The sequence below is a fragment of the Xanthomonas arboricola pv. guizotiae genome, from assembly GCF_002940205.1.
In the GTDB taxonomy this organism is placed as follows: domain Bacteria; phylum Pseudomonadota; class Gammaproteobacteria; order Xanthomonadales; family Xanthomonadaceae; genus Xanthomonas; species Xanthomonas arboricola_C.
The window spans coordinates 13,870-38,342 of sequence record NZ_MDSK01000041.1; the positions used below are offsets into that span (position 1 = coordinate 13,870).

20 protein-coding genes and 1 pseudogene are annotated in these 24,473 nt (G+C 68.2%); 7 read left to right on the forward strand and 14 right to left on the reverse strand.

Annotation, left to right across the window (positions count from 1 at the left end):
• Nucleotides 1-281 precede the first annotated feature (281 nt).
• The 3 genes and pseudogenes from XarbCFBP7408_RS19035 to XarbCFBP7408_RS19045 form a co-directional block, all read right to left on the reverse strand.
• Complete coding sequence (locus XarbCFBP7408_RS19035; RefSeq protein WP_104564284.1) at nt 282-593, reverse strand: protealysin inhibitor emfourin; 312 nt, start codon at nt 591-593, stop codon at nt 282-284.
• Nucleotides 590-1,660: a M4 family metallopeptidase gene (locus tag XarbCFBP7408_RS19040; protein ID WP_104564285.1), complete on the reverse strand. Its 1,071-nt coding sequence runs from the start codon at nt 1,658-1,660 to the stop codon at nt 590-592. The genes XarbCFBP7408_RS19035 and XarbCFBP7408_RS19040 overlap by 4 nt, the downstream gene beginning before the upstream one ends.
• 110 nt (nt 1,661-1,770) lie before the next feature.
• Nucleotides 1,771-2,422: pseudogene (locus XarbCFBP7408_RS19045) on the reverse strand (SDR family oxidoreductase).
• 322 nt (nt 2,423-2,744) lie between these two features.
• Between XarbCFBP7408_RS19045 and XarbCFBP7408_RS19050 the strand changes: the two are divergent.
• From XarbCFBP7408_RS19050 to proP, 5 genes are all read left to right on the forward strand, one after another.
• On the forward strand, nt 2,745-3,203 hold the full coding sequence (locus XarbCFBP7408_RS19050) for an NUDIX hydrolase (RefSeq protein WP_104564286.1): 459 nt from the start codon (nt 2,745-2,747) through the stop codon (nt 3,201-3,203).
• Between the two features lie 342 nt (nt 3,204-3,545).
• The gene (locus XarbCFBP7408_RS19055; RefSeq protein WP_181106926.1) at nt 3,546-4,622 is read left to right on the forward strand and encodes an alpha/beta hydrolase; all 1,077 of its coding nucleotides are present in this window, start codon (nt 3,546-3,548) and stop codon (nt 4,620-4,622) included.
• 103 nt (nt 4,623-4,725) lie between these two features.
• Entirely contained in the window at nt 4,726-5,124 is a 399-nt protein-coding gene (locus XarbCFBP7408_RS19060) for a host attachment family protein (protein WP_104564287.1), read from the forward strand.
• A gap of 20 nt (nt 5,125-5,144) precedes the next feature.
• The gene (locus tag XarbCFBP7408_RS19065) at nt 5,145-5,480 is read left to right on the forward strand and encodes a thioredoxin family protein (protein ID WP_104564288.1); all 336 of its coding nucleotides are present in this window, start codon (nt 5,145-5,147) and stop codon (nt 5,478-5,480) included.
• A gap of 357 nt (nt 5,481-5,837) precedes the next feature.
• Nucleotides 5,838-7,328: a glycine betaine/L-proline transporter ProP gene (gene proP, locus XarbCFBP7408_RS19070; RefSeq protein WP_104564289.1), complete on the forward strand. Its 1,491-nt coding sequence runs from the start codon at nt 5,838-5,840 to the stop codon at nt 7,326-7,328.
• 112 nt (nt 7,329-7,440) lie between these two features.
• On the opposite strand, the gene XarbCFBP7408_RS19075 is transcribed toward proP, so the two are convergent.
• A complete protein-coding gene (locus XarbCFBP7408_RS19075) occupies nt 7,441-7,890 on the reverse strand; it encodes an SRPBCC family protein (protein ID WP_104564290.1) in 450 nt (149 codons plus the stop codon).
• A 172-nt stretch (nt 7,891-8,062) separates the two neighbouring features.
• Here XarbCFBP7408_RS19075 and XarbCFBP7408_RS19080 point away from each other — a divergent pair, with 172 nt between their 5' ends.
• On the forward strand, nt 8,063-8,857 hold the full coding sequence (locus XarbCFBP7408_RS19080; protein ID WP_104564291.1) for an EcsC family protein: 795 nt from the start codon (nt 8,063-8,065) through the stop codon (nt 8,855-8,857).
• Between the two features lie 221 nt (nt 8,858-9,078).
• Here the strand turns inward: XarbCFBP7408_RS19080 and XarbCFBP7408_RS19085 are convergent, their stop codons facing one another.
• A complete protein-coding gene (locus XarbCFBP7408_RS19085; RefSeq protein ID WP_104564292.1) occupies nt 9,079-9,399 on the reverse strand; it encodes a hypothetical protein in 321 nt (106 codons plus the stop codon).
• A gap of 222 nt (nt 9,400-9,621) precedes the next feature.
• On the opposite strand from XarbCFBP7408_RS19085, the gene XarbCFBP7408_RS19090 reads away from it, so the two are divergent.
• On the forward strand, nt 9,622-10,269 hold the full coding sequence (locus tag XarbCFBP7408_RS19090; protein WP_104564293.1) for a DUF938 domain-containing protein: 648 nt from the start codon (nt 9,622-9,624) through the stop codon (nt 10,267-10,269).
• Between the two features lie 373 nt (nt 10,270-10,642).
• Here the strand turns inward: XarbCFBP7408_RS19090 and XarbCFBP7408_RS19095 are convergent, their stop codons facing one another.
• The 9 genes from XarbCFBP7408_RS19095 to XarbCFBP7408_RS19140 all read right to left on the reverse strand — a co-directional run bounded on the left by XarbCFBP7408_RS19095 (nt 10,643) and on the right by XarbCFBP7408_RS19140 (nt 24,148).
• Complete coding sequence (locus XarbCFBP7408_RS19095; protein ID WP_104564294.1) at nt 10,643-12,433, reverse strand: hypothetical protein; 1,791 nt, start codon at nt 12,431-12,433, stop codon at nt 10,643-10,645.
• 115 nt (nt 12,434-12,548) lie between these two features.
• On the reverse strand, nt 12,549-14,807 hold the full coding sequence (locus XarbCFBP7408_RS19100) for a hypothetical protein (RefSeq protein ID WP_181106924.1): 2,259 nt from the start codon (nt 14,805-14,807) through the stop codon (nt 12,549-12,551).
• On the reverse strand, nt 14,804-15,991 hold the full coding sequence (locus XarbCFBP7408_RS19105) for a BatA domain-containing protein (RefSeq protein WP_104564295.1): 1,188 nt from the start codon (nt 15,989-15,991) through the stop codon (nt 14,804-14,806). Before XarbCFBP7408_RS19105 ends, XarbCFBP7408_RS19100 begins: the two co-directional genes overlap by 4 nt.
• Nucleotides 15,992-16,034: 43 nt before the next feature.
• Nucleotides 16,035-16,931 (reverse strand): DUF58 domain-containing protein, encoded by an 897-nt coding sequence (locus XarbCFBP7408_RS19110; RefSeq protein ID WP_104564304.1) that lies wholly within the window; start codon nt 16,929-16,931, stop codon nt 16,035-16,037.
• Nucleotides 16,932-16,944: 13 nt separating this feature from the next.
• Complete coding sequence (locus tag XarbCFBP7408_RS19115) at nt 16,945-17,937, reverse strand: AAA family ATPase (protein WP_104564296.1); 993 nt, start codon at nt 17,935-17,937, stop codon at nt 16,945-16,947.
• A gap of 248 nt (nt 17,938-18,185) precedes the next feature.
• On the reverse strand, nt 18,186-19,004 hold the full coding sequence (locus XarbCFBP7408_RS19120; RefSeq protein ID WP_104564297.1) for a DUF4159 domain-containing protein: 819 nt from the start codon (nt 19,002-19,004) through the stop codon (nt 18,186-18,188).
• Nucleotides 19,001-20,335 (reverse strand): TldD/PmbA family protein, encoded by a 1,335-nt coding sequence (locus tag XarbCFBP7408_RS19125; RefSeq protein ID WP_104564298.1) that lies wholly within the window; start codon nt 20,333-20,335, stop codon nt 19,001-19,003. The genes XarbCFBP7408_RS19120 and XarbCFBP7408_RS19125 overlap by 4 nt, the downstream gene beginning before the upstream one ends.
• Before the next feature lie 14 nt (nt 20,336-20,349).
• The gene (locus tag XarbCFBP7408_RS19130; protein ID WP_181106922.1) at nt 20,350-21,984 is read right to left on the reverse strand and encodes a TldD/PmbA family protein; all 1,635 of its coding nucleotides are present in this window, start codon (nt 21,982-21,984) and stop codon (nt 20,350-20,352) included.
• A 535-nt stretch (nt 21,985-22,519) separates the two neighbouring features.
• Nucleotides 22,520-24,148: a TldD/PmbA family protein gene (locus XarbCFBP7408_RS19140; RefSeq protein ID WP_181106920.1), complete on the reverse strand. Its 1,629-nt coding sequence runs from the start codon at nt 24,146-24,148 to the stop codon at nt 22,520-22,522.
• Between the last annotated feature and the right edge of the window lie 325 nt (nt 24,149-24,473).

A 24,473-nucleotide genomic window follows, 5' to 3' on the forward strand; every position in this document is an offset into this window, starting at 1 on the left:
GCGCGCCAGGGCTGGATACCGGCAATGACCTGCTGCACTGCAGCGACTGGCGGTGTGTCTTCAAGTTGACCGCTCTATTGCACGTGGCGCTAACGCCGCAGGCCGCACTATGCGTCACCAGCTGTGCAGCCCTAGAGCCTCTAGGCAGCTTAAAGGGTGCAGGCATCCGCAGTTGGACCAATTCGAGACGAAGACACCGCGCACTGCGCGGTGTCTTCGTTTGTGGATGGCGATGGGCACGCGCGCGGCATCGCTAGCGGCGGCATTGCGGCACCGGCGCGCTACAGCGTGCCCTGCTTCCACAGCCGCACGATCGCGGCCGGTGCATGTTCTTCGGGGATGCGCAGCGGCTCGCTGGCACCGTCCCAGGCAATGCTGAAATAACGGCGGTCGCCGCCACCGGCCTGCGGGCGCGGCAGCGCATGCACCAGGCACTGGTCCAGCAAGGTGCGCAGCTGCAGGCGCTGCGCATCGTCCAGGTCATCCATCACCAGCTGGCGTTCGCGCCGCATGGCGGGGAAGGCGGCCACCCCGCCCTCGCGAGCCAGCCGCAAGGTCACCCCTGCCTCCACCGGTGGACGCTGTGGACTCATGCCAGTACGCCCACGTCGCGCCAGGCCTGCTGCACCGCGGTTGCCTCGGCACTGCCGGCGCCGTAGTCCGCTGCGGCAATGCTGACGGTGAGTGCGGCAAAGGTGGCGAAGTCCGCACCGGCGGCCAGCTCGCCGCCGCTGAGTGCGCGGTACCAGATGCGGCCGGTCTTCTCCCAGGCGTGGCCACCGATGGCCACCGCCGCGCGATAGAACGCGTGATTGGGAATGCCGGAGTTGTAGTGCACGCCGCCATCGTCCTCCTGTGTGTCGACGTAGCCGGCCATGCTGGCCGGTTGCGGATCCTTGCCCAGGGCCGGGTCATCGTACGCCGTGCCGGGCGCCTGCATCGAGCGCAGGCCCACGCCGTTGATGCCGGGCATCAACAAGCCGGCGCCGATGATCCAGTCCGCCTCGCTTGCCTGTTGCCGCAAGGTGTACTGCTTGATCAACACGCCGAACACATCCGACAGCGACTCGTTCAGGGCACCGGACTGGCCCTGGTAGATCAGGTTGGCGGTGCGCTCGGTCACGCCGTGGGTCAGCTCATGGCCCACCACGTCGATGGCGATGGTGAAGCGGTTGAAGACCTCGCCATCGCCATCGCCGAACACCATCTGCTCGCCGTTCCAGAAGGCGTTGTCGTAGCTGCGCTCGTAATGCACGGTGCCGATCAACGGCATGCCGTCGCCGTCGATGGAATTGCGCCCGTACACCGTCTGGAAGAAGTCGTGGGTGGCGCCCAGATAATCATAGGCCTCGGTCACCGCCACATCGTCGGTGGCGGCAGCGCCCTCGGCACGGACCAGGGTGCCGGGCAGCGCGGTGCCTTGCCCGGCGTCGTGGATCTGCCGCTGCACCGCCTGCGCGGCGGGCGTGCCGGCCGTATCGGCGGCCAGCGCCCGGGCGCCTGCGAGCAGGCCGAGCGCGCGTTGCTGGCGCAGCTGCGCGGTGATCTGCCGGGACAACAGCGCGCACTGGCGCGCGCGCTCGGGCGCCGCCTGGGCCACATGGTCCAGCAGGTACGGCGGCAGGATGCCGGCACGGCGTGGCGTGACGAATGCAGACATCAGCGACCTCCACAATGGGCTGCGCCCGCGACTATGCAGAGGCCGGCTTTAGGAATTCGTTAGCCCGGCGCACGGTGCGCCCCGCGCATGCATCGCGATAGGCCTGGCGTTCATTCCAGCTGCGACAAGGCCTGCTGGATCGGCGTCTGCCCGTCGACGAAGCCCACCGTCTTGCCGATGGTGGCCGGCATGGCCAATGCCGCGGCAATGACCTGTGCCACGTTGGCACGCGACACGCCGCCGTCGGCATCACTGCCCGCGGGTAATGCGGCCGGTTGGCGGCTCCAGCGTGAGCCGCCCTGGCCCCAGCACGGTCCAGTCCAGCGTGGTGGTGCGCAGGTACGCATCGGCCGCCGCCTTGGCCTGCGCGTAGGCGAAGAAGCCATCGTCCGGGCCGATGCCGTGTTCCAGCCCGGCACCGAGATAGGACACCATCACGTAGCGGCGCACGCGTGCCTGCGCGGCGGCCTGCATCGAGCGGATCGCCGCATCGCGGTCCACCGCGTAGGTGCGCGCCGCATCGCCGCCACCGGCGCCGGCCGACCACACCATCGCATCGTGGCCGGTCAGTTGCGCGGCGATGGCATCGGTGTCGGCCTGTTCGAGATCGAACACCTGCGGGGTGGCGCCGTCGGCAATCACATCGTCTGCGTGCGCAGGATTGCGAAACAGCGCGGTGACCGAATGCCCGCCGCGCATCAGCAGCGGCGTCAGCAGACGCGCGACCTTGCCATGGCCACCGATCACGACGATACGCGACATTCCAACCTCCAAGACGGTGCGCCATTGCGGCGCGGACTGCATGCATCCTCGCCAACAGGGCGCTAAGGCAGTGTGGATAGGTGTGGAGAGGCGCTCCGTATGCGCATGCACTTGCAGGTGCGTGGATTCGACCCGGCTGGTGCTTGCGTAATGCGGCGCTACGGCGAGTGCCCTGCGCATCACCCGGGCAGGCGCGTGCGATGCACCGCATCGACTGGCGGCATCGCGCAGCCTTGCCGGCATCCTCGCCACCGGCATGCAAGGCGCAGATGCACCACCTGCCTGCCGCACATCTGGGACACTACGCGGCACAACGTCCGGAATGCCTATGTCCAGCTCAATCGATACCGACCTACGTCCACGCGTGGGCTGCGGCGCGTTCATTCGCCGCGCCGATGGCCGCCTGCTGCTGGTGCAGCGCGGGCGTGCGCCCGAGCAAGGCCACTGGGGCCTGCCCGGCGGCAAGGTGGACTGGATGGAGACGGTGGAACACGCGGTGGTGCGCGAAGTGCTGGAAGAAACCGGCCTGCAGGTGCAACTGCAAGGCGTGCTGTGCATCGTCAGCTACTTCGAGCCGGACCTGACGCCGCCGCAGCATTGGGTCGCGCCGGTGTATCTGGCCGCGATCCAGGGCAGCGAGCATGCCGCGCGGCGCGAGCCGGAGGCGATCGCCGACATCGGCTGGTTCGCACTGGACGCACTGCCGTCGCCACTGACCACTTCCACGCTGCAGGCGTTGCAGCAGCTGCCACCGACTGCGGCGTCGACATCTGCCGCCTGAGCGCATGACTTCAGTGCATGCGTCGATGCATCGGCACACGCCGCAGCGGTGCCGGTGATCGCGATGTCGATGTCCGCCGGATGCTAGGAAACACATCAACCTGCCTGCGATATCGAATGCTTGCGTACGCCTGATGCGATGGTCCGATTGCACGCTGTGGTGTGCGTAGTTGCAGCATGTGCGTTACATCGCGTCGTTACATGCAGCGCCATTGTCTGTACGCGGTGCCGGCCGGCCACCGACGGTATCCTTGGCGGTTCGACTTGCCTGGGAGGGCACTGCATGACACGGCATTGGTGGAACAAGACGCTGGCGCTTACGTTGGCCTGTACTGCGTGCAGCATGCACGCGACCGCCGCCGAACCGGCACCACCGGCGACCGCATCCGCCGCCGATGGCATCCGGCATGTGCCTGCGTTCGACCTGCCGGTGTCGGAGTATCTGAGCCCGGCCGCGCGTGCGCATGTGGCCGCCGGGGTGGCGCGCGCCGATCCATTGGACGAGGCCGACAACGCCACCTTGCTCAAGCAATTGCCGAGCATCCGCGCCGACACCGAGCGCTGGGCCGAGGGCGTGATTGCGCAGCTGCGCACGCGCTACGCGGTGGAGATCACGCCCGAAACCTGGAACGGTGTGCCGGTGCTGCGGGTGGAGCCGCGCACGCGCACACCCGAGCAGGCCAGGCGCCTGTTGATCGAACTGCATGGCGGTAGCTTCGTGATGGGCAGCGCGGCCTCGTTCGGCTTGATGGAAGCCATTCCGCTGGCGGCGATGACCGGCATGACCGTGGTCGCGGTGGATTACCGGATGGGGCCCGAGCACCATTTCCCGGCCGCCAGCGAGGACGTGGCGGCGGTGTATCGCGCCGCGCTCAAGACCTATGCGCCAGAGCGCATCGGCCTGTTCGGCTGTTCGGCCGGCGGTGTGCTCACCGGCGAATCGCTGGCGTGGTTTGCCAAGGAGAGGTTGCCGATGCCGGCGGCGGCCGGGCTGTTCTGCGCCGCAGGCGATGCGCGCTACCGCGGCGATTCGCGCATTGTGGTGGCGGCAGTCAACGATGCCTTGCTGCCGGACAGGGCCGGTGCGTTGCCGATCTGGGAAGACCTGTACTACGGCGACAATGTGGACTTTCACGATCCGCTGGTGTCGCCGGTGTTTTCCGATACGGTGCTGCGGCAGTTCCCGCCGACGCTGTTTCTCACCGCCACGCGTGCGGCCGAGTTGAGCAATGCCGCCTACACGCATGCGCGCCTGGTGGATCTGGGGCGCGAATCGGACCTGCATGTCTGGGATGGCCTGGGACACGCCTTCCACCTCACCAACGCGCTGCCGGAGAGCCAGCAGGCACTGCGGGTGGCCGCGCGTTTCTTCAGCAAGCACCTGGGCCTGCCGCCGCCGACGTTGGCTGCACCACGCTAACGCCACGCTGACACCGGCTAGGCGCAATGCTTACATCTTCTCGCCTAGGTTGAGGCCGACTGGCGCTGCACCTGCGGCGCCAACATTGATCAGGAGAAATCGGATGAGTCTGCAAATTCCTCAGGGTGCCTTGGTGGTGGTGGCCGATGGTGGCGAAGCGCGCTGGTTCACCAACACCGGCAACGAATCCAAGGTGGTGCTGCGCCAGCACGCGCGCACCGACGTGCAGAACGTCGACGACGATGGCCCGGCAGGCAAGGCACCGCAGGATCTCACCGAGGCGGACCGCGACGAAATGACCTTCGCCAAGCAGCTGTCGCATGCGTTGAACGATGGCGCGCTGAAGCACGAGTACACCCATCTGGTGCTGGTGGCCGACCCGACCACGCTGGGTCGCGTACGCCCGCTGCTGCACAAGGAAACGCAACAACGCCTGGTCGGCGACCTGGCCAAGGACCTGACCAACCTGCCGCTGGACGAGATCCAGCGCGCCTTGTCGTAACACGGCGGAGCATCGAGACGATGGGGTTCGTTCGCGACTACGCCACCCAGGCGCCCGAGCGTGGAGAAGTGGATGCACGGACCGGGCTGCAGGTGCTGGAGTTCGGCACCGACTGGTGCGGCCACTGCATTGCCGCGCAACCGCTGTTGCAGAAGGTGCTAGGTGGCGTTGCGGCGCTCGACTACCGCAAGGTCGAAGATGGAAAAGGGCGGCCGCTGGGCCGCTCGTTCCGCGTCACGTTATGGCCGACCATCATCCTGCTGCGCGACGGCGTGGAAGTGGCGCGCGCCGTGCGCCCGCAGACGCGTGAGGATCTGCAACCGCTGCTGTCGCAGCTGGGTGAGGCGCTGGTGTAGGCATGCGCCGCGCCTGATCGATGGCATGCGCTGCGGTAGGACATTCGCGGTGCACCGAGGGCGCAAAGTACGCGCCTAATGCGCCAACTGCCTTGAAACAAGCGGTTTTCCGCGATGCGGCCGCAGCGCGGCTGCATCGCTCTGCCCGTTGTAGTAGAATGACGGGCTGATCAAGCCCTTGGGCATTGCCCATCCCTTGGTCGTCTGTCCCGCAGCGTCGCTGAGTCCACGCGGCCGTCCGGGAATGCCTCCGGCGTCATCTTGTGCATGTGCCATTGCCATGCCTGCGTGATGCGCCGTGTCCTGTGCGTTGCCAGGGCGAGCGGGCAGCGATGGCCGCACATGGAGACACAACACATGCACGACGCGCGCGCGATTGCCTCGCACTTCGGCTGGTTCAAACGCCGCCGCCAATTGCAGCTGGACGAGGTCACGGTGGTGGACCGCGGCATGCTGCGCAAGGCGGTGGGCGCCGCCGCGCTGGGCAATGCGATGGAGTGGTTCGACTTCGGCGTGTACGGCTATCTGGCGGTGACCTTGGGGCAGGTATTCTTCCCGGTCAGCAACCCGACCGCGCAGTTGATCGCCACCTTTGCCACCTTCACCGTCGCCTTCCTGGTGCGGCCGATCGGCGGGATGGTATTCGGCCCGCTCGGCGACCGCTACGGGCGGCAGAAGGTGCTGGCCGCGACCATGATCCTGATGGCCCTGGGCACCTTCAGCATCGGCCTGATTCCGTCCTACGCCAGGATCGGCCTGTGGGCACCGGCGCTGCTGTTGCTGGCGCGGCTGTTGCAGGGGTTTTCCACCGGTGGCGAATACGGCGGCGCGGCGACCTTCATCGCCGAATACGCCACCGACCGCAATCGCGGCCTGATGGGCAGCTGGCTGGAATTCGGCACCCTGGGCGGCTACATCGCCGGCGCCGCCACGGTGACGGCGTTGCATATGACGGTGACCCCGGCGCAGATGCTCGACTGGGGCTGGCGCGTGCCGTTCCTGATTGCCGGCCCGCTGGGGCTGCTGGGCCTGTACATGCGCATGAAGCTGGAAGAAACCCCGGCATTTCGCGCCTATACCCAGCAATCCGAACAACGCGAACGCGACACCGCCGCGCAGGGCTTGCTGACGCTGCTGCGCCTGCACTGGCCGCAGCTGCTCAAGTGCGTGGGCCTGGTGCTGGTGTTCAACGTCACCGACTACATGCTGCTCACCTACATGCCCAGCTATCTCAGCGTCACCATGGGCTATGCCGAGAGCAAGGGCCTGTTGCTGATCATCCTGGTGATGCTGGTGATGATGCCGCTCAACATCGTCGGCGGCCTGTTCAGCGACAGGCTTGGCCGCCGGCCGATGATCATCGGTGCGTGCGTCGCGTTGTTCGCGCTGGCCATCCCCTGCCTGCTGCTGATCGGCAGCGGCCATGACGGCTTGATCTTCGCCGGCCTGATGCTGCTCGGCCTGGCGCTGGTGTGCTTCACCAGTTCGATGCCGTCCACGCTGCCGGCGCTGTTCTACACGCCGGTGCGCTACAGCGCGTTGTCGATCGCCTTCAACGTGTCGGTGTCGTTGTTCGGCGGCACCACGCCGCTGGTGACCGCCTGGCTGGTGGAGCGCAGCGGCGACCCACTGGTGCCGGCGTACTACCTGATGGGTGCAGCGGCGATCGGCCTGGTGACCATGCTGTTCGTGCGCGAAACCGCCGGCTTGCCGCTGCGTGGCTCGCCGCCGGCGGTGGCCAGCGATGCCGAGGCACGCGCCTTGCTGCGCGCCGACAGCCCGGTGACGGTGGATGCACAGCTGCCGGCCAACGCAGCGGCAGCGATGGGCCAGCCGCGCATGGCGTGAAAGGGCAGGGTCTTCGCAGCGCAGGCGCCTGTCGGGCAGGCGCCTGCGATGCCGTGCAGCAGCACAACGCTGCCGCCTCTGCTGCCCTCGGCGCGCTGCATGCGGGCGCTGCTCAAGGCGATTCCGGCATGCGCATATCGGCCGACGGCGTGCCCTCGCCGGTTTCAACGTAGCGTTTGAGGCTGCTGCCCAAAAAGAAGCGCCAGCCGCGTGCGCAGGCCTCTTTGCATGGCGAATCGCGGTAACCGGACTGCACGAAATCCACTTGCGTGCCCTGACTGGTGGAGCGCAGCTCGAAGCGCATCACCGTGCCCTTCCAGGCGTCGGTGTCGAGCATGTTGGAGGCGTGGCAGCGCCAGCGCACCAGGCGGTAGTTGGCGCCGTCGTCGATGCTCAGCTCCACCCGCCAGCCCTGCCGGCTCCAGTCCAGCCGCACCCGGTTCTCGACCAGGCTCACCTCGCGTGTCCACCAGCGCGCCAGCTGCATGGGCTCTGACAAAGCGGCGCAGACCACTTCCGGCGCGGCCGCAATGACGATGCTGTGGCGGATCTCACGATTCATCTGATCGGCATTGGCTGCTTGAACCCCGATGATCGCGCATTTTGCCAGCCAATTGCAGGATGGTGTTTTTCGCTTGCCGAGTTCGCTCGTCCGGCGCTCACATGGCGCTGGGTACCATCGGTGCAAGCCCCAACGACGAAGAGCAGGCATGACGACGCTTCCGATCCCGGTGATGGACGTTGCCGCGCAACGCGATCTGGCCACCGCGCACGCGCTGTTGGAAAACCCCGGCGTGGCCGCCCAGCTGGCCAATGCACTGGGCGCGCCGATCGAGCGCCTGGTCACCCGACGGCTGCCGAAACTGGTCACCCGCAGCATCGACGGCGTGACCCGCCGTGCGCTGCAGGTGGCGATGCAATCGGCATTGCTGAGCCTGCGCGGCAAGACCGACCTGCAGCAGCCTGCGTCCACCACACGCCACACCATGGCGGTGGCTGTCGCTGGCGGTGCGGGCGGATTCTTCGGCCTGCCCGGCTTGTTGGTGGAATTGCCGCTGACCACCACGGTGATGCTGCGCTCCATCGCCGATATCGCCCGTTCCGAAGGCGAATCGCTGCGCGACCCGGAAACCGCGCTGGCCTGCCTGGAAGTGCTGGCGCATGGCGGGCGCAGTGCCAGCGACGACGGCGCCGAATCGGGCTACTTCGCGGTCCGCGCGGCAATGGCACAACAACTCAGCGCTGCGGCGCATTACGTTGCGGCGCACGGGTTTGCCAGCAAGGGCGCACCGGTGCTGGTGTCGCTGGTGTCGCGCGTTGCGGCCAAGTTCTCGGTCAATGTCGGCGAAAAACTCGCCGTGCAGGCGGTGCCGCTGGTCGGTGCGGTGAGCGGCGCCACGCTCAATACCGTGTTCATGCGCCACTTCCAGGCGATGGCGCGCGGGCATTTCATCGTGCGCCGGCTGGAGCGCCGTTATGGCGAAGACGCGGTGCGGCGCGCGTACGAGGCGTTGCCACCACCGCGCTGATGGGCCACTACGGGCGACGTGACGCTTGTGGCCAAACGGGCAACGACCGCGCTCACTGTCGGGCGAAGTCGTGAATTCGCACGCAGTACGCATGCGCTGGGTGTCTTCGTATCTGTCTCTTGCCCCGGCATGCAGCGAGAGGCCACATGCCGGGACGGGAACGCTTTATTGATCGACACTGGCGCTGCCACGCATCGCTAGCGGTGCAATGGCAGCTCGCGTTAGTTGGTAGCCACGCAGTTCCAGCGTGTCCTGACGTTTTGCCACACACCGGTGGTGTTCGCAGAAGTTGCTTGCATCTTGATCAGGTCAACGCGTGTCACCGTCGCCCTCACGCGTTTGCACGTGCTGAAAGCGGCATTGCTCAGCGAGCGGATGACTTCCTTTGGAGTGGGCTGCCCAGCGCGTGCCTGGCGCGGATTGGCGGCGACGGGACCGTCGAATTTGATCGTGGCGATGACTTGGGATGCTGCGCGGGCGGATTGCGCAGCCGGGAGCGCGGCCGCAAGCAGCGCAATGGCGGCAATCGTTTTAAGCTTCAAGAAAGCATGAGATTACATGGTCGATTCTCAGGAGATGGCGTCGAAAAAGAAGTGCGTATGACGCAACAAAGGTAGCGAGCGCAGCACGTGCTGTTGTGCAGCTCGGTCGTTCCCTTCGCCATGTCTTCGTAAACTGTTGTTTGCCGCGTTGTCTGTTATCGCGCCGCTCATCTACAGCGGCGGCTGCGGTAGGTGGACTGAAAAATAATCAGGATACTTTTGATGACCAAGCCCTTTTCGCCCGCCTCTGCGCGTAACCGCGACCCGATTCTGGACGTGCTGCGCACGCACTTTGCCGACCGGCAGCGGGTGCTGGAAATCGGCGCGGGCACCGGGCAGCACGCAGTGCACTTCGCTGCGGCGATGCCGTGGCTGCAGTGGCAGGCCAGCGACCACGCCGATCATCTTCCTGGCATGCGGCAATGGCTGGATGACGCTGCGCTGCCGAATACCCCGGCGCCGATTCCGCTGCAGGCCGTGCTGACGCCCACGCCGGGGCTTGCACCCCTGCCCAGCGTGCCCGCGCTGCGTGACGGCCAGCGCGGCTTCGATGCGATCTACAGCGCCAACACCTTGCACATCATGGGCTGGCCGCAGGTGCAGGTCTTGTTTGCCGGATTGCCGGCGGTGCTGGCACCGGATGCGCTGCTGGTGGTCTACGGGCCGTTCAACCGCAATGGGCAATTCACCAGCGACAGCAATCGCGCCTTCGACGCACTGCTGCGCGAGCGCGACCCCGCCTCGGGCATCCGCGATGCCGAAGCGGTAGATGCACTGGCGGCGTCGGTGGGATTGCAGTTGATCGACGATGTGGCATTGCCGGCGAACAATCATTGCCGGGTGTGGCGGCGTGTGATGGTCGAGCGTTGAATCACCGGCTTGCCGAGTGCAGCCGATGAGGGAGCAGCTGTCGATTACGTGCAGAGGTGCAGCATGCGGCTGCAGGTCCAGACAGCTCCGCTGCACCGGTGCGGGTATGCACAGAGTTGCTGGAGCGTTGCAAGGGCCAGTGGTGGCAAAACCGTCATGGACTCATGGCCGCGCGTGGCGGTCATCAATGGCAAGCCGACGCATGTGCTGCGATGCCTAACGCGTGTGGAGGGCTGCGATGCGCGAACGACGTCATCGAAAGCGCAATCTGATCTGTGCCAACACCGCATCGCGCGAGACCATGCGGGGCGTTGCCACAGCAGGTCATCTCACGTAGGAAATGCCATCGACAACGTTGACCTGCGGAGCTCGTTCAAGCGCTTGCCACGCCAACCCTTGGCGAATGTCGCCGCCGTTCGAACCACCACAACGCTGCCGCAACGCTGAGCCAGACAAGCAACCACGGCCAGCGTGTGCCCGGTTGGGAAGCAGGTGTTGCACTGGTTGCGGAGGAAGTGGTTGCCGCCAGTGCAATGGTGGCTGCGCGCAGTTGCTGCGCGTACATGGCCGGGGTGTCGTTGGGCGCGCGGATGTAGAGCCAGCGTTGTGTGGCGCCGCTATGCAGGCGATGCCAGCCGGCGGTTGCGGGCCAGTAGCCGGCGCAGGGCGGGCTATTGCCGTTGCGCTCCAGCAGGAGCGGTTGGCGGGCCTGGTTTGGGTCGGTGACGAAGGCGTCGGGGCTCAGCTCGCACAGGGTCATGCGTTGCTGCGACCAGCCGTTCTGTACCGGGCTGGGTAGGGCGGCGCCGGGACGGGCGACGGCGCCGGACAACTGCGCCCAGAGCGCGGCATGCAGATCGCTGCGGCCGGCCAGCACCAGCGCGAAGCTGTCTTCGACCAGGCCGATGCCGATGCGCCCGCGTCCCTGCGCGCGCCACCAGCCCAGGGCGCTGCCGTCGTCGGCGCGTGCGGCGATCAGGGCGTCGCTGGCCTGCGGTTGCAGGTCGCGACGTTGCAGCGGCGCCAGCGCCGGGGTATCGCCGGGGCTGGCAGCCGGACCGCTGGGTCGAGCCAGCGCGGACAGCCGCTGCGGCGCGGGCACCGGGCTGCCGGTGCTGCCGCCGCTGACCGCAAGGCCCAGCTCGGCCAGGGCGGCGCGGGCGCCGGCGTCCACTGGCCCGTCGGTGCGCACCAGCACGCCCAGGCCGCGCTGGATCGCCGCGCGCAGGGTCTGGCGCTGCGCGTTGCCCAGCGCCACCAGGCGGCGTGGGTCGAGGACCAGCAGGTCGAGCCGGTCCAGGCTGGCCGCATCCAGCGCGGCGCCCTCGCCGAGCTGCACCCCGGGGCCGACCGCGATCTGGCTACGCACCTCCAGCCCGGCATCGCTGGCCCAGCGGCGCAGGTATTTCAGTTCCGGCTGCGGCGCGCCGGCCAGTAACAGCACGCGTGCGGACGGCACTGCGGCGATCAGCACCGGCACCTGCACGCGGCTGCGTTCGGCGCCTGCACCATCGCGCAGGCGCAGCGCGAACAGCACCTGCCCCGGTGCGCGCGCCAGGCCTCGTAGCTGCACCTGGCCGGCCGCATCGGCGGTGGCGGTGTCGACCACCTGCCCGGCCGGGTCCAGCAACTCCACCCGCGCGCCCGGCAGGCCCTGCACGCGCGCGCTGATGGCGATGCGTTCGCCGGGTGCGGCCGGCGGCGGCGTGGAGACGGCGACCAGGCCGGTCGGCACCGGAGCCAGCGCCAGCCGCACAGGGATACGCAGGCCGTCGCGGTCGCGCGCCGGCAGGCCGCTACCATGCATGACCAGCGCGGTGGTGCCGGGCGCGCGCCGCAACGCAGTGGCCAGATCCGGGACGCGTGCCACGCCGGGTAAGGCGGGCGCCTCGGGCAGGGCGACCCACGCCGCAGCAGTCGGGCGAACCTGGTCTGCCTGGGTGCCTGCGGTGGCGACATGCAGTTCGCTCGTACTGCCGGCATGCGGCGGTGGCAGCAGCACCGGGTAGAGCAGGCCGGCCAGGAGCGGTTGGGCGGCGAGCAACAGCCACAGCCGGGCGCGCGCGTGCGGTTGCCGGGCATGTGCGCGCAGCAGCCGGAACCAGCTCACCATCACCAGCAGCAGCAAGGCACTGCCGACCAGCCAGGGCAGCGCGAGCGTCATGCCTGCGGCTCCGCTTGCGTGCATTCAGCCCGCCGTGGCCCCACGCGCCGGGTCGCCGCGCGCGCGTGCAGCAGGCGGAACCTGCCGCGTGCGGTCAACCGGGGTGGTGGCAGCATCATGGTTGCGGCTCCTGGCGCAGCGCATCCAGATAGCGCTGGCCGCGGATGTCGGGCGCGGCGCGGCGATGCGGTGCTGCCGGTGGGGCAAGCAGGGTGCGCCAGACCTGGGCGCGCAGCTGGGTGCGGCAGCTGGCGCAGTCGGGTTCGGCGCGCAGCGTTTCCACGGCGGCGGCCAGGCTCAGTGGGTCGTGCAGGTGGTCCTGTTGGGTTTGCAGCCAGTGCGCGTAGCGGGCCAGGGTGGCGTCGGGCACCGGGGCTGCTTCGCCCAGTGCATCCCATAGCTGCAGCGCGGACGGGTCCGGGTCCGGGCGGCTGTCCAGCCCGGCGGCACGGTCGCCCAGGCCGGCGCGGTCGCCGCTCAGGCGGCGGCCGGGGTCGATCGGCGGCAGCTGCGTGCCTACCCGCGCCAGGTAGATGCGTTCGGCCTGCTGCACCTGCTTGATGAAGCCCAGCGCCTCGTTGGCAAACGGCAACGCACGCTCCGGGTGGCCCTGGCGCAGCTCGCCCTCGGACTGCCACATCTGGTCCAGCGCGGCGCGCAGCAGGGCGCGGGTCTGCGGGTCGAGCAGGGTGGCGGCTTCGGCGTGGTCGTGGGTATGCCCGAATTCGGACAGCACGTCCTGCGCCTGGCCGAAGCCGTTGCGCTGCGGCCCGCCGTCGCCATGCGCATGATCGTGGTCGTCCAGCGCGGCAGCGCCGGCCTCGGCGGCATGGTCGTGCGTATCGTGCCCGTGTTCGTCCCGGGCGGGCGCGGGCGTCGCCGGCGTTGCCGGTGCATCCGCGGTGGGCATGTCGGCAGTGGGCAGAGCGTCGGCCGGGGCGTCGCTGGTGGGTGGCGCGTCGGCAGCCGGCGGGCCTTGCGGCGCGCCTTCGCTCTCTTCGCCCAGGAACTGGCCGTAGCGCAGCCGCAGCAGGCGCTGGTCCACGCCGATGGCGTCGGCGCGCTTGAGGTAGGTGGCCGGGTCCAGGCGCGGCTTGTCCTTCAGCAGCGCCTCGGCGTCGATGATGATCTGGCGCTGGCTGCGGAAGTAGGCCGGCAAGGTCTGCTTGACGCTGGCTTCCAGGCCGGCGGCCATGGTCTGTTCGGGCGGCGGCCAGCGCAGGATCACGCTGGCGCTGCGGCCTTCCTGTGGGTTGGGTTGGCGGGTGTCGTGCACGATGAGCTGGGCGATCAGGTCGTCGCCGGCGGCCATGTCCAAGGCTTGCGGCTCCAGGGTGGTGGCGAAGCTGCGTTGCCTGGTCGCGCCACTGCCGGTGAGCGTGCGGCGCTGGGTGGTGAAGGTGATGTTCTCGCCGCTGCCCTGGGCCAGGGTGAGGCGCAGCTCGGCGCTGGCGGCGACCGCGTAATCGTCGCTGACCTCGAAGCGCAGCGTCCAGGTGCGATTGGCTGGGGACCACAGCACCAGGCTCTGTTCGGGCGCGAGCACGCGCACCTGCGGCGGGCGGTCCGGCAGCACGTCGAGGCGATGCAGCTGGCGGTCGGCCGGCGTGCCGTCGATGAGGATGCGGTACAGGCTGGCGCGCTCGGCGATCCAGTGGCCCTGCCAGGTATCACCACCGCCTTGCCGGGACAGCGCGACGACGCGGCCATCGGTGAGCCGCAGGGCCACGCTGCGCGGCGCCGGGCTGACCTGCAGTTGCCAGTCCAGCCGGGTGCCGGCCGGCACGCGCGCGTCCAGGCCGGGCAGGCGTGCGGCGGGAAGGCCGGTGTAGGCCGGCGGGGTGCTGTACAGCCGCGCCTGACCCAGGGTGGGGGCGCCGGTGCCGGCGCGGGCGGCGGCGATCCGGTCGTTGCCTGCGGTGGGCCGGTGAGCGGGGTGCGGCCACAGCAGCAGCGCGGCGCAGGCGAGCCCACCCAGCACGCTCCAGGGCCAGGCGCGGCGCCACGGCCAGGCCGGGCGCAGGTCGCGCGGGGCGCTGCGCAGGCGCTGTTCCAGGCGCTGGCGTTGCCGGGTCTGCAGCGGGCCGAGCTGCCCGGCCGGGGCGAACAGCAGGTCGCTGCTGTCTTCCAGATCCGCGTCGCGGTCCAGCCGGCGGATCAGCCAGGTCTGGTCCAGCCGACGTGCCGCCAGCAGTGCCACGCCGATCAGCGCCAGCAGGCCCAGGAGCAGCAGTGGCAAGACGGCTGCCTGCGCCCCGGCGCGCCACGCCAGCGCCGCTGGCACCGCCGCCAGCGGCAGCCCGCACAGCAGCACGCCGGCGGCCTGCCGTCGCCGCGCGGCCTGCCAGGCGTGGAGCAGGGCCGGCGTGCTCATGCCGCGCTGCTCCGGCGGGGCGCGGTGGCCAGCCAGCGTTCGACCGCAAACAGCAGCAGCACCAGGCCGATCAGCCACGGCGCCAGCGGCCACGGAGCGCTGGCCAGGCGGATGGCAGGGCCGCGTTGCGGCTGCTGGGTCTGCGCCAGCGCGCGCTGTGGTGCGGGTATCGACTGCAGGGCCTCGTGCAGGCGGGTGGGGACGTCGGCATCCAGCAGCGCCGGCAGACGCTGCGGCTGCAATGGCGCGGCCCAGCGCAGCAGGCGGCCGCGGCCGAGCGCTGCGGCATCGAGCAATGGCTCGCCAGAAGCAGTGTGTTGCACGGGCTGCAGCGTCGCGACGAGGTTGGGCGGGATGGTGGTCTGCGCATCCAGCAGCAGCTGCCCACCGGCTGCGACCCAGGCCATCACCGGCGCCGGCGGGGCACTGCGCGACAGCCATGCCACCACCGTGCCTGGGGCCCAGCGCGCTGGCTGCGCATCGGCCGGCGTGCCTGTCGGCAAGCTGCCCGGCAGCGCCCAGGCGGCATGCACGGCGCGCAGATAGCGCAGGGCCGGTGCGGCGCTGTCGTCGGCAATCGCCTGCAGTCGTAGCGGCGCGGCAACGGCGGGGGCCGCAAGCGGCGACTGGCCGGGCACGACCTGCCACCGCACCTGATGCGACAGCTGCAGCCGTTGCGCATCCAGCGGCCCCCACTGGCTGGGCACGATCACGCTCAGCGCAGCATCTGGCGACAGGCTGGCATCGAGTTCGCGCAGCAGGCTGGATATCGGCGGCGCGGTGTCGGCGGGCGTGGCGGGTGGGTGTGCCGCATCGGCATCGACCGGCGGGAAGCCTGGCGCCAGCCACACCCACTGCGCGTTGGCCGCGTGGCCGAGTGCCTGGGCCGCGGCCAGATCCACGCCGGGGCTGACCACGACGCGCGGGCGCGCCTGCTGGTGGTCGCGCAAGGCCGGCTCGGCCAGCAGCAGTGCCACCGCGGCCAGCAGCAGCAAACGCACCAGCAGCAGCGGCCATTCGTCGAAACGCACGCGGTGGCGCGGGCGCGGCAGCGCACGCAACCAGCGCAATGCGGCAAAGTCGGTGGGCCGGTGTTCGCTGCGGCGGGCCAGATGGATCAGCAACGGCAGCAGCAGTGCGGCCAACGCGGCCAGGCCGGCGGGGAACAGCAGGAGCAGGTTCACCGCTGCGCTCCCTCGGCTGCGGCGCCGGCGCCGGTGCGCTGGCTCATCGCCGCGCACCGTGCGCGAACAGCTCGCGCAATGCCGCATCCGGTGGCGCATCCAGATAATGCACGGCGTGCGCAATGCCGGCCGCCTGCCAGCGTGCCTGCAGCGCGCGCTGGGCCGCGCCGAAGCGTTGCAGATACGCAGCGCGCAGCGCGGCGCCGTCGCCGAGCAGTTCTTCCCCGGTTTCCGGGTCGCGGAAGCGGTGCCCGCCGCTGAAGGGAAAATCGCGTTCGTCGCAGGTCAGCACCTGCAGCTGCATCACCTCGCGGCGTGCGGTGGCGAGTTTTTCCAGCGCGCCGAGCAGTGCTTCGTCGAAGCCGTCGCCGATCGACAGCACCAGCGCGTGTGCGGCGATGCGTTCCCACAGCGGACGCAATGCATCCATGCCCGGCCAGCGGCCACCGGCGCGCAGTGCGTGCAAGGCCAGCCACAGCCGGTCGCGTTGACGCGGCCCGCCACCGGCCGGCACCGCCACCAGGCCATCGCCATGCACCGCGAACAGGCCGACCTGGTCGCCTTGCTGCAGCGCGACCTCGGTAGCGCACGCGGCCAGGGTCGCCATCGCCTGCAGACGGGTGTATTGCGGGCGCGCCTGATCGGCCTGCCCCGCGGAGGCGGTGGCGTCGAGCAACACCCACAGCGTCAGCGGGCTTTCGCGCTCGGCCTCGCGCACGAAGAACCGGTCCGAGCGGGCGTAGAGCTTCCAGTCGATCTGGCGCAAGGCATCGCCGGGTTCGTAGGCGCGGTATTGCGAGAATTCCAGCCCGGCGCCGCGGCTGCGGCTGGCGTGCTGGCCGATCCCCTGCGCACCCTGCGCCTGCCGCGCACGCAACTGCAGGCCGCGCAGGCGGCTGCGCAGCTCGGCGGGAATCAGTGCCGGCATGTCCATGCTCACGCCGCGACCTGCCTCACGCCGGGAACGGCACGGCGCGCAGCAGCGCGGCGACCACATCGTCGGCGCTGCGTTGCTCGGCCTCGGCGGCGAACGACAGCAACAGGCGGTGGCGCATCACCGGCGCGGCCAGCGCGACGACATCCTCGCGGGTGGCGGCAAGGCGGCCATGCAACAGCGCACGCGCCTTGGCCGCCAGCACCAGCGATTGCCCGGCGCGCGGGCCGGCGCCCCATTTGATCCACTGGCGCACGTCCTCGCCGGCCCGCGGGCCGGGGCGGCTGGCCCGCACCAGGCGATTGATCCAGGTCAGCAGATCCGCGCCCACATGCACGTGGCGCGCCTGTTGCTGCAGCGCCAGCACGCTGTCGGCGTCCATCACCCTGGGCACCTGCGCGCTGCGGGTGCCGGTGGTCTGGCCGAGGATGTCGCGCTCTTCCTGCTCGCTGGGATAGTCCACCCGCACATGCAGCAGGAAGCGGTCCAGCTGCGCTTCCGGCAACGGGTAGGTGCCGGCCTGTTCGATCGGGTTCTGCGTGGCCAGCACAAAGAACGGCGCCGGCAACGCATAGGTGGTGCCGGCATAACTCACCGTGCGCTCGCTCATCGCCTCCAGCAGTGCGGCCTGGGTCTTGGGCGGGGTGCGATTGAGCTCGTCGGCCAGCAGCAGGTTGGTGAAGATCGGCCCCTGCTGGAACCGGAACTGGCGATGTCCGGTGCCGTGATCCTCTTCCAGCAGCTCGGTGCCCAGGATGTCGCTGGGCATCAGGTCCGGGGTGAACTGCACGCGGCGGAACTGCAGCTCCAGCGCCTGCCCCAGCGAGCGCACCAGCAGCGTCTTGCCCAGGCCGGGCGCGCCTTCCAGCAGGCAGTGGCCGCCGGCGAGCAGGCCGATCAGCAGTTGCTCCACCACCGCGTCCTGGCCCACCACCGCCTGCGCCAGGGCCGCACGCAAGGCGCCGAGTTGGGAGAGCTGCCGGGTGAGGGTGTCGTCGTTGGGGGAAGTCATGGGGGAAGTCTCGTTGTCTGGCTGTTGGCGTAGGAGCGCGCTTGCGCGCGATGCGCTACCGGTAACGCCACATCGCGCGCCAGCGCGCTCCTACAGGAGCGGGCAGGGCTTGCGTGTGCGGCGGTGGGTGGTTGGCGGTGCGGATTGCCTGCAAAACATCTCCGGCGATGGTGTGTAGGAGCGCGCTTGCGCGCGATGTGGCGTTACCGGTACGGCATCGCGCGCCAGCGCGCTCCTACGGATCGATGTCAGTTGGTCAATGCATACATCACGATGTTCACTGCGAACCTGGTGTTGTCTTCGGCCAGGAAGCGTTTGTTGCGCCAGTCGTAATCCCATTCGCAGCCGTAATCCTTGTTGCTGTACAACACGCCGAGCCGGCCGTCGATGCTGATGCCCCTGAGGTAGTCGTGCACCAGGTCGTCGCCCCAGCCATTGAGCTCGAAACTGGTGGCCGGCGGGCCGTCGGGGAATTTGAAGAATGCGCTGTAGAGCCGATGGTTTTTGGGCAGTTTCTGCAGCGCGGTCTTGCCGAAGATCGAGGTCATCTGCGCCTCGAACGAAGTGGCGAACAGGCCATCGATATCGTGATTGCAATCGTCCACGAACACGAAGCCGCCGTTACGCACATAGCACTCGAAGTTGCGCCGCTCGGCCGGATTGAATTCCACCAGCTTGTGCCCGGACAGATAGCAGAACGGCGCCTGCAACATGCGCGGATCGGCTAGGTCCAGCACATGCTCCTGCGGGTCCACGCGCAGCTGGGTGTAGTCGATCAGCGAGGTGCTCAGGTTGGACGGCATGCGCGCATCCACATCCCAATCGCCCGAGTCGTAGCGCAGCCGGGTCAACCAGAAATCGTAATTGCCAGCCGCCCGCGCCTGCCGCGGCAGCGCCAACGCAGCGACGCTACCGAGCAGCAATCCAAGGAAATGACGGCGCGTCGCGGGCGCCGCCAGGGCGTGTAGACCGGGAACGGGATGTGCAGGAAAACCATCGGGCCGCGAAGAGCTTGCTCCGCTCTCCCATTCCCGATTCCCCACTCCCGATTCCCGGCTCTCAGTCACACCGCATCCGACAACGAGGTAAACGTGAAGTCGCGCAGCCGCATCGGCGGAATCATCATCACATAGCTGGATCCATCGCCAGCCACGCGCACCGGCCTGCCCAGCTCGTCGATGTTGTTGAGCATGATGATCGGCGATTCGTTGAAGCGGAAATTCTTCACCGGGTACTTGATCTGCCCGTTCTCGATGTAGAAGGTGCCGTCGCGGGTCAGCCCGGTCAGCAGCACGGTCTGCGGGTCGACCATGCGGATGTACCAGGTGCGCGTGACCAGGATGCCCTTCTCGGTGCCGCGCACCAGCTCGGCGATGTTCTTGTCGCCACCGGCCATCAGCAGGTTGCCCGGCTCGCCGACCGCGCGCTTGCCGTTCTTCTGCGCCCAGAACCGCGAATACTGCAGGTTGGCGACCTTGCCGTTCTCCACGATGGCCATCTTCTCGCGCGGCAGGCCTTCCTCGTCCCACGGCAGCACGGCGGCACGCGCATCCCATGGGTCGGCGGTGATGTTCACGCGCGGGTCGTAGACCTGCTCGCCCAGCTTGTTGCCGCCGCCCTTCTTGGACAGGAAGCTGCGGCCCTCGTCGGCCATGCGCGCATCGAAGTAGCGCATCATGGAAGAAATCAGGCGTGCCGCCGCTGCCGGCTCCAGGATCACCGTGTACTTGCCCGGTTCCAGCGCCTTGGCTTCGGAGGAGTCGCTGGCCTTGCGCATGGCGATGCGGATGTCCTGCTCGGCCTTGAAGTCGGCGGCATCCTTGAGGTTGCGGCCCACCCAGCCCGAGCCGCGACCGTCTTCGGTGCGCACGGTGCAGGTGTAGTCGAAACGCGCGCCACGCTGGTAGCCGAAGTTGCCCTTGCTGTTGGCGAACGCGGTAAAGCTCTGACCATCTTCCAGGAAGCCGGCCGCGATCAATCCCTTGCCCTTGCACGGGGCGATCGAATCGGCGGCCACCTGCGCGCGGAATGCCGGGTCGATGGCGGCGGTGGAGTCGCTGAAGGTGGGGCTGGGCCTGTAGGTCTGCTTGTCCACCGCCGGCATGAATTCCGGGTTTTCCGGCGCCAGCCGCGCCAGGTCTTCGGCACGCCGCACCACGCGCTCCAGCGCGGCATCGTCGAACTCGTTGATGGTGGCGATGCCCACGCGCTTGCCGAACGCCACCTGCACCTGCAGGTCGGTGTTGTCGACGATGCCGCTGGTGGACACGTTGTTGAGCGCAAAACGGATGTTGCCGTCGATCGAGCCGGTGAGCGTGGCGGTGCACTCGTCGGCTTTGGACAGCTGGATGACCTTGTCCAGGATGGCCTTGGCCTGCGCTTCGGTAAGGATGCTCATGTGGGTTTCTCCTGTCAGCCGAGCGAGCGGGCGGTCTTGATGACGTTGATGCCGTCGAAACGGGCGGTGGACGAGCCATGCGAGACCGCCGAGGACTGGCTCGGCTGGCCCTTGCCGTCGAAGAACGAGCCGCCCAGGCGGTAGTCGCGTTGATCGGCCACGGCGCTGCAGGCGTTCCAGAATTCCGGCGTGCGGATCTGGTAGGCCACGTCTTCGAGCATGCGGGTGATCGCACCGTTCTTGATTTCGTAGAACAGCTGGCCACCGAACTGCGCGTTGTAGCGCTGCTGGTCGATGGAGAACGAGCCGTCGCCGATGATGTAGATGCCGTTTTCCACGTTCTTGATCAACTCGCTCACGCTCAGCGGCGTCTTGCCGGCGGCCAGCGACACATTGGCCATGCGCTGGAACTGCACGCTCGACCACGAGTCGGCGTAGCAGCACCCATCGGAGGCGGTCTTGCCGAGGATATGCGCCTGGTCGCGGATGGCCTGATAGTCCACCAGCTTGCCGTCGCGGATCAGGTCCCACTGCTTGGTCTTGACGCCTTCGTCGTCGTAGCCCACCGCACCCAAACTGCCGGGCTGGGTCTTGTCGGCCAGGATGTGCACCTTGTCGCTGCCGTACTGGAAACCGGCCTTGAGCTTGTCCAGCGTGGCGAAGCTGGTGCCGGCATAGTTGGCCTCGTAGCCTAGCACGCGATCCAGTTCCAGCGGGTGGCCGACCGATTCGTGGATGGTGAGCCAGGTGTGCGAGGGGTCCAGCACCAGGTCGTACTTGCCCGGCTTCACCGACGGTGCCTTGAGCTTTTCCTGCGCCTGCCTGGCCGCGGCGATCGCGTCCTCCTTCATGTCGTAGGACAGGCCGTAATTCACCACGCCGTTGGGCGAGACGAACTTGCCCGAGGCGGCGCCATCCAGATATTCGTAGCCTAGGCCCATCGGCGCGGACAAGCCGTCGCGGGTGCGGAACTTGCCGCTGGCCTTGTCGATGGCGGTCACGCTCAGCGGCGCCCAGATGCGGTGCACGTCCTGGTCGATGTAGGAGCCGTCGGTGCTGGCAAAGTACTTCTGCTCGTTGACCACGAACAGCATCGAGTTGACGAAGTTGGCGCCGGCCGCGGTGGCGGCTGCGTTGACGCCCAGCAGCAGGTCCACCTTGTCCTTGATCGGCACGTCCATCGCGTTCTTCTTGATCGGCGTCTTCCAGCTGACTTCCCCGACCCCGGGTGTGGGCGCCAGTTGCACCGGCGTGCCCTGCACCTTGGCGTTGGCCTTGGCGATCGCGGCAGCCTGCGCGGCGGCCTTGGCCACGCCCTGTTCGGTGAGCTCGTTGGTGGCGGCGAATCCCCAGGCGCCCGCCACCAGGACGCGCACGCCGGCACCGATGGATTCGGTGTTGACCACGTTCTGCACCTTGTCCTCGCGGGTGATGACGAACTGGCGCAGATACCGACCGATGCGCACATCGCAATAGCTCGCACCGGCCTGACGCGCAGCATTGAGGCCGGCATCGGCCAGGCGCTTCTTGCGGCCCACATCCATCTGCGTCACCAATTGCTCGGCGGCAATCGCCTTGCCGAAGTAGGCCGGCACGATCAGGCCACCCATGGTCAGCCCGGTCAGGGCCAGGAAATCACGTCGCTGCACGGCAACTCCCCAATGATCCCGCGCGGCGCGCAGGTGGTGTGGCGACACGCACATGGCTCTGCGCGCGGTATCCCCGATTCTTGCCGGGCGATGAACGCTGCGTCAAATGACTCTCGGCAGGGGTGCGTGCGCAAACGTTGGGCGCCGATGAATCGCGTGGCATAACCGGCGCGCATCGATGCGTGGCGAGCGCGGCTGGCGGCGTGCGATGAGTGTCGCTGCATGTTGGATGCGCAGACCCATTCCTTAAATCAGGTGCAGAGCGGAGATCTACGCGCTCACTGCAGGGCCCTTGCCCGCCCACCATCGCAGGACACGCTGCAAGTACGTCCCTGTAAGCTCCTTGGTGGCATCCAGGCCGTCATCGAGCCCCCTGGACGGGTTCACGGCGTGTCCTGCGAGCGATGAGGGCACCGCGCGCTCGGCTAACTCGTCTTGGAGACTGCCGAGCGATCGCAACGCACACAATCTCAGTGCCTCAATGTGATTGGCGAGTGCGAAAAAATCAATCACAGCGCAGCCGATCCAGCGACCCTCAACCCAGCGAACGCGCGGTATTGATCACGTTGATGCCATCGAAGCGCGCCGTGGACGATCCGTGCGACACCGCCGAGACCTGGCTGGGCTGGCCCTTGCCATCGAAGAACGAGCCGCCCAGGCGGAAATCGCGTTGATCGCAGACCGCGCTGCAGGCATTCCAGAATTCCGGCGTGCGGATCTGGTAGGCGCCGTCTTCCACCAGGCGCGTGACCTGGCCGTTTTCGATCTCGTAGAACAGCTGCCCGCCGAACTGCGCGTTGTAGCGCTGCTGATCGATCGAATACGAGCCGCGCCCGTGGATGTACAACCCACGCTCCACGTTCTTGATCATCTCGGCAACGGCAAGCGGTTGCTTGCCTGCGGCCAACGACACGTTGGGCATGCGCTGGAACTGCACGCTGGACCACGAGTCGGCATAGCTGCAGCCATCGGATGCGGTCTTGCCGAGCAGATGCGCCTGATCGCGCGTGCACTGGTAATCGACCAGGATGCCGTCCTTGACTAGCTCCCACTGCTTGCTCTTGACGCCTTCATCGTCATAACCCACCGCACCCAGGCTGCCCGGCTGGGTCTTGTCGGCGACGAAGGTCACCGCATCGCTGCCCCAGCGGAACCCCGCGTCGCGCTTGTCCAGCGTGGCGAAGCTGGTGCCGGCATAGTTGGCCTCGTAACCGAGCACGCGATCGAGCTCGAGCGGATGGCCCACCGATTCGTGGATGGTGAGGAACAGATTGCTCGGGTCGATCACCAGATCGTACTTGCCGGCCTTTACCGACGGTGCGGTGAGTTTGGCGCGTGCCTGCCTGGCCGCGGCGATCGCATCTTCGCGCGCGTCGTAACTGTGCCCGTAACCGATCAGCCCGCCTGGCAGTTGGTGCTTCTGCTTGGCATCGCCATCCAGATATTCGTAGCCCATGCCCATCGGCGAGGACAGTCCGTCGCGGGTGCGGAACTTGCCGCTGGCCTTGTCCACCGCAGTGACGGTGAACGGCAGCCACAGCCGGTGCACGTCCTGATCGATGTAGGAGCCGTCGCTGCTGGCGAAATACTTCTGCTCGTTGATCGCAAACAGGCGTGAGGCCACGAAGGTGGCGCCGGCATTGAGCGCGGCCGCGTTGACGTCCATCAGCAGCGCCACCTTGTTCTGCAGCGGCACTGCCATCGCGTTCTTCCTGATCGGCGTCTTCCAGCTGACCTGCCCGGCCGGCGTCACCGGCGCCAGCTGCACCGGCGCCCCACCCAGCCGCGCATTGGCCTTGGCGATCGCCACCGCCTGCCGCGTGGCGGTGGCCACGCCATCGCTGCTCAGCGTATTGGTGGCCGCAAAGCCCCACGCGCCATCGGCCAGCACGCGTACGCCCACGCCGCTGGATTCGGCGTTGACCACGTTCTCCACCTGCGCCTCGCGGGTGATCACGAACTGGCGCAGATAGCGCCCCACCCGCACATCGCAATAGCTGGCACCCGCCGCCTTGGCGGTGCTCAGCGCGGTATCGGACAAGCGCCGGCTGCGCGCGGCATCGTTGGGTGTGAGCAACTGCTCGGCGGCGATCAGGCGCGTGTTCGGCAACAGCAAGCCGGCAGCACCGATGCCAGACAGGGTGAGGAAGGTACGACGGTCCACGGCGGTTCTCCGTTCAAGGCGAGCGACACGACCCCCGCCGTGCCAGCCCCCGAGACTGGCCGCTGTGGGCGTTGGTGGTCAAGGGGCAGCGCCGGCGGGCCGGTGTCCGCGTCCAGATCGCATGGCGTGCGGCGATGCGATGCCGGACACTGGGCGGCCGTGGAACCTCGCGCCGCCGTGCGGGCAGCGGCAGCGCCCGTATCGATCCAGATACCTATGTCCCATTTGCACACTTCTGCGTTGCGGCACATCGAAAACGTCAACCGCCTTGGCAGAACCGAGCACGACCACTGGCGAACGCAAACCGGCTGCCGCAGGCTGCGCG

Coding starts and splice junctions, on each gene's coding strand:
- XarbCFBP7408_RS19065 (WP_104564288.1), top strand. CDS start 5,145: ATGGGGTTCGTTCGCGACTACGCCACCCAGGCGCCCGAGCGTGGAGAA.
- proP (WP_104564289.1), top strand. CDS start 5,838: ATGCACGACGCGCGCGCGATTGCCTCGCACTTCGGCTGGTTCAAACGC.
- XarbCFBP7408_RS19035 (WP_104564284.1), bottom strand. CDS start 593: ATGAGTCCACAGCGTCCACCGGTGGAGGCAGGGGTGACCTTGCGGCTG.
- XarbCFBP7408_RS19050 (WP_104564286.1), top strand. CDS start 2,745: ATGCCTATGTCCAGCTCAATCGATACCGACCTACGTCCACGCGTGGGC.
- XarbCFBP7408_RS19100 (WP_181106924.1), bottom strand. CDS start 14,807: ATGAGCACGCCGGCCCTGCTCCACGCCTGGCAGGCCGCGCGGCGACGG.
- XarbCFBP7408_RS19115 (WP_104564296.1), bottom strand. CDS start 17,937: ATGACTTCCCCCAACGACGACACCCTCACCCGGCAGCTCTCCCAACTC.
- XarbCFBP7408_RS19080 (WP_104564291.1), top strand. CDS start 8,063: ATGGACGTTGCCGCGCAACGCGATCTGGCCACCGCGCACGCGCTGTTG.
- XarbCFBP7408_RS19060 (WP_104564287.1), top strand. CDS start 4,726: ATGAGTCTGCAAATTCCTCAGGGTGCCTTGGTGGTGGTGGCCGATGGT.
- XarbCFBP7408_RS19040 (WP_104564285.1), bottom strand. CDS start 1,660: ATGTCTGCATTCGTCACGCCACGCCGTGCCGGCATCCTGCCGCCGTAC.
- XarbCFBP7408_RS19075 (WP_104564290.1), bottom strand. CDS start 7,890: ATGAATCGTGAGATCCGCCACAGCATCGTCATTGCGGCCGCGCCGGAA.
- XarbCFBP7408_RS19055 (WP_181106926.1), top strand. CDS start 3,546: ATGCACGCGACCGCCGCCGAACCGGCACCACCGGCGACCGCATCCGCC.
- XarbCFBP7408_RS19125 (WP_104564298.1), bottom strand. CDS start 20,335: ATGAGCATCCTTACCGAAGCGCAGGCCAAGGCCATCCTGGACAAGGTC.
- XarbCFBP7408_RS19090 (WP_104564293.1), top strand. CDS start 9,622: ATGACCAAGCCCTTTTCGCCCGCCTCTGCGCGTAACCGCGACCCGATT.
- XarbCFBP7408_RS19095 (WP_104564294.1), bottom strand. CDS start 12,433: ATGACGCTCGCGCTGCCCTGGCTGGTCGGCAGTGCCTTGCTGCTGCTG.